Raw genomic sequence first — 3,228 nt, forward strand, 5'->3', positions numbered from 1 at the left:
CGGCTGCCTGAGGCGAACCACCGACTTCGCGGGGAGGCTTCCGGGGCATCCGGCACACCTCCGACACCCTCTGTGCCGGTGGCACCCTCTGACGGACTCCGCCGCAGTTCACAGGACTGCGAGAGGTGATCGACGCATTCACTCCGGAGCCGTGTGGTGCGACGCCGACAGGGGAGTCCCGATGACGACGAAGGCACCTGCTCGTGGAGGACGCCACGCCCCACGCCTGCCACCGCATCCGTGGCAGCTCAGCACGGACTACTGCAAGACCGCCCATCGCCTTCGCCGACGGCAACCGGTGGTCCGGGACAGTGTTCACCCTGGATGGGGTGCAGTGCCTGATGAACCGCTGGAACGGCAGGGGCGAATGTCTGGGCGGAAGCCACTTCCACTGCTGGGACGGGCTCATCGTCCGCGACGCCGGCATCCTCGCCCGGCGTGCCTTCAGAACGGGCACACGGCGGGCACGGCGCCTGTGTCAGTGGGCCGCGCTGTGAGGTTCGGCCAGCAAATCGTCGATCACCTGGCATCGAATCTCAGGGAAAGCCTCTGCGATCGCCTCACGCATCGATGAGAGCGCTTCGGGATCAACGCCGTTGCACCGCTCGCGGGTAGCGGCATCCGGCCAGCGTGCGTACGCGACCCAGGTACCGTCATCGGCTTGATGCAGGCGTGATCCATAGCTGCCGCAGCGCTTATGGATCTCCTCTGTCATGCGGTGCCAGCTCGACGCGAACTGCTGCTCTTTGCCCTGATGTAGCCGCCAACGGTAGATCACCGCGAACATGACGTACCTCTTCCGAAATTCAGGGCAAGCAGTGCCGCACGCGGAAACCGAACCAGGCCTTCCTGCCCGGTGTTCGCTTCCTGGTCGCGGCTGAACTGTACCTCGCGGGCGTCGGTGCGATCTTTGGCCGGTGGCCCGCCTGGGTCTCCGACATCTACTCCTGCACCGCCGCACGCGGGCTGCCGCTTCGGGAGAACCTCACGACCGACCGGCGGCTCGCTCTGCCTGGCCACGAACTCAGCCACGCCGCGAGCGGAGGCCCCCGAAGCGTCCGTTGGATCCAGACCGCTCTGGACGGGCTGACCGCCTGGGCGGACGTGTTCAGGCCCGGCCCCGACCAGCAGAACATCTTCAGACGCGCACGCGTTCAATGCGCCCGGCGCCGCACGTCGCTCGAACAGGCTCGCTTGCGTCGAGCACTGCGGGGAGCCCCAGGAGTGCCGTCCAGCCCGAGGGCAAGGGCGTCCAAGGCCACGCGAACGGTGGCCGGGACGCTTTCACGAAGGGGTCGTTCGAACGAGATACAGCGTGTAGTCGCGCTTCGTCCCGTTGACAAGAATATAGCCGCGAGCATTTGTATACGCGCCCGTGCCGCCGGTGATGGCCGTTTTCCATGGCGGTGGAGTTCCCTGGCGTGTGACGGCGAGCGTATTTTGCCAGGTGACCTGCCCGTTATCGAGGCTGTAAACGCCTGAACACAGCTGGGTGGTCGGATTCTTCGGGGTAGGATTCAAGGGTCCCCCGACCTGGGTGCACATTGTCGAGGAAAAGCCGTACTTGCTCCCGTTGCGGAAGAGATTTTCGGTGATGAAAACCTGATTACCTACTCCGGTTGCTTGATCTCCCTTGCTGAGCCTCTTGGTCCCTGTCATCTCCCCGTGCAGCTGGATCACTTCGTAGCTCACCGCTTCCTCATCGCTCTTGGGCTGGGAGCTTGAGGTCGCAGAGGCATGGCATCCGATATCTGACAGTGCGAGCACCGAGGCGGCCGTCAGACACCACCTTGAAATGCGCATAGCCGTTTCCCTTCTGGCGGCGATTGCTTACCGCGATGCGAGCAAGTGTCACCGTATACGGCCGCGTCAACACTCAAACGCAATTAGCGCGGTCGGACTCTTCGTGTCGTAGTGGGTTGACGGCTCGCCATCCGCTGCGGTTTCACCCGGAGGCGTGCGCTGTCAACATCAAGGCCCAGCACCTGCTGCCGAATGTCCGCTTCGCGTGCTCCGTCCCCTCGCTCCATCGGGACGGGTACGTCGAGAACGCCGCTGACGGAACGGCTCGAATTGCTTGAGATCGTTCTGCCCTTTCTCTCGGCGTCGTCTTCACAACGGGCAGCCAACGCCTCGGCGGTCGCCGCGCGGTGCGACCTGGGGCAGGCGTACGCCCGCCGGCCCCTGCAGTGCCTGCTGGTACATCGGGTGACGCCGCGCCACCCACGGTGACTTATACGTTGCGTCCGGCCAGGCAGTTCATCTGGCCAGGCAGTTCGATGGGCGGACGCCGGCGCGATGCCCGGCTCGCCGGTGGGTCGTCCGGTCGAGCGGCAGTTCCGGCGGGCCGGTTGGGATCGCCGTTCGGCGGGACGTTGATGAACGGCTTCGGCGGCCAGGTGCCGGTTGTGTCGGTGTTCCTTTGAGGCCGGTCTGTCCGCCGTCCGTCAGGTGACTCTCTGTTATGACGTGTGCGGGGACGGCCCCGCGCTGGTGCTGCTGCACTCTGCGGTGTGCGACCGGCGCATATGGGACACACAGCGGCCGGTGTTGCGCGACGGCGGTTATCGAGTCCTGCGATGCGACTTCCGCCGAGCCTGGAGCGGCCCGGGGTGGTGGCCGACCTGCTGACCCGGTTCCTCGTGGAGATGGTCCCCGCCGGCTGACGGCGCCGCATCCGCGGGGCGGACCGCGTCGAGGCCCTCGCGAAGGCGTCGCCGGGCCGCCGCAACGCCTGGCATGTCGTGGCATGTCCTGGCATGTCGGGCCGACAACGACGACACGCCCCGGCTGCTCCATTGGAGTCCGACCGTCATACCAGTGGCCGTATTCCGGCCGATCGGGGCGGCAGCCCGGCCCCCGGCACAGCGAGGATGGCGGCTGACTGACGACGCGAACCGCGAGCATCGGGAGAGACCCACTTGTGAGCATTCTCAACGAACCCCACGGTGCCGCGGCAGCTGAGGACTCGTACGAGAGCGAGCTGCCGGTCCGGCACAGGCGGCCCGGCAATGTCGTGGTGAAGTGGCTGACGACCACCGACCACAAGACCATCGGAACGCTGTACCTGACCACGTCGTTCGCGTTCTTCCTGATCGGCGGGGTGATGGCGCTGCTGATGCGCGCCGAGCTGGGCCGTCCGGGACTGCAGATCGTGTCGAACGAGCAGTACAACCAGGCGTTCACGATGCACGGCACGGTCATGCTGCTGATGTTCGCGACACCGCT

Annotated in this window: 3 protein-coding genes; 1 reads left to right on the forward strand and 2 read right to left on the reverse strand. The window is 66.0% G+C overall.

Going from position 1 to position 3,228, the window contains the following annotated elements; all coding sequences use genetic code 11:
* Positions 1–478: 478 nt before the first annotated feature.
* Both VXC91_RS43955 and VXC91_RS43960 read right to left on the reverse strand, forming a co-directional pair.
* Positions 479–787 (reverse strand): hypothetical protein, encoded by a 309-nt coding sequence (locus tag VXC91_RS43955; protein ID WP_329512944.1) that lies wholly within the window; start codon positions 785–787, stop codon positions 479–481.
* Between the two features lie 497 nt (positions 788–1,284).
* Complete coding sequence (locus tag VXC91_RS43960) at positions 1,285–1,692, reverse strand: hypothetical protein (protein WP_329512945.1); 408 nt, start codon at positions 1,690–1,692, stop codon at positions 1,285–1,287.
* Between the two features lie 1,231 nt (positions 1,693–2,923).
* Here VXC91_RS43960 and VXC91_RS43970 point away from each other — a divergent pair.
* Positions 2,924–3,228: cbb3-type cytochrome c oxidase subunit I (locus tag VXC91_RS43970; RefSeq protein WP_329512946.1), on the forward strand; the 305-nt coding region annotated here is incomplete at its 3' end.

It is taken from the genome of Streptomyces chiangmaiensis, assembly GCF_036281785.1.
Classification (GTDB): Bacteria; Actinomycetota; Actinomycetes; order Streptomycetales; family Streptomycetaceae; genus Streptomyces; species Streptomyces chiangmaiensis.

What these genes read in the sequence shown, in the direction of transcription:
- VXC91_RS43955 (WP_329512944.1), bottom strand. Translation starts at nt 787, where the DNA reads ATGTTCGCGGTGATCTACCGTTGGCGGCTACATCAGGGCAAAGAGCAG.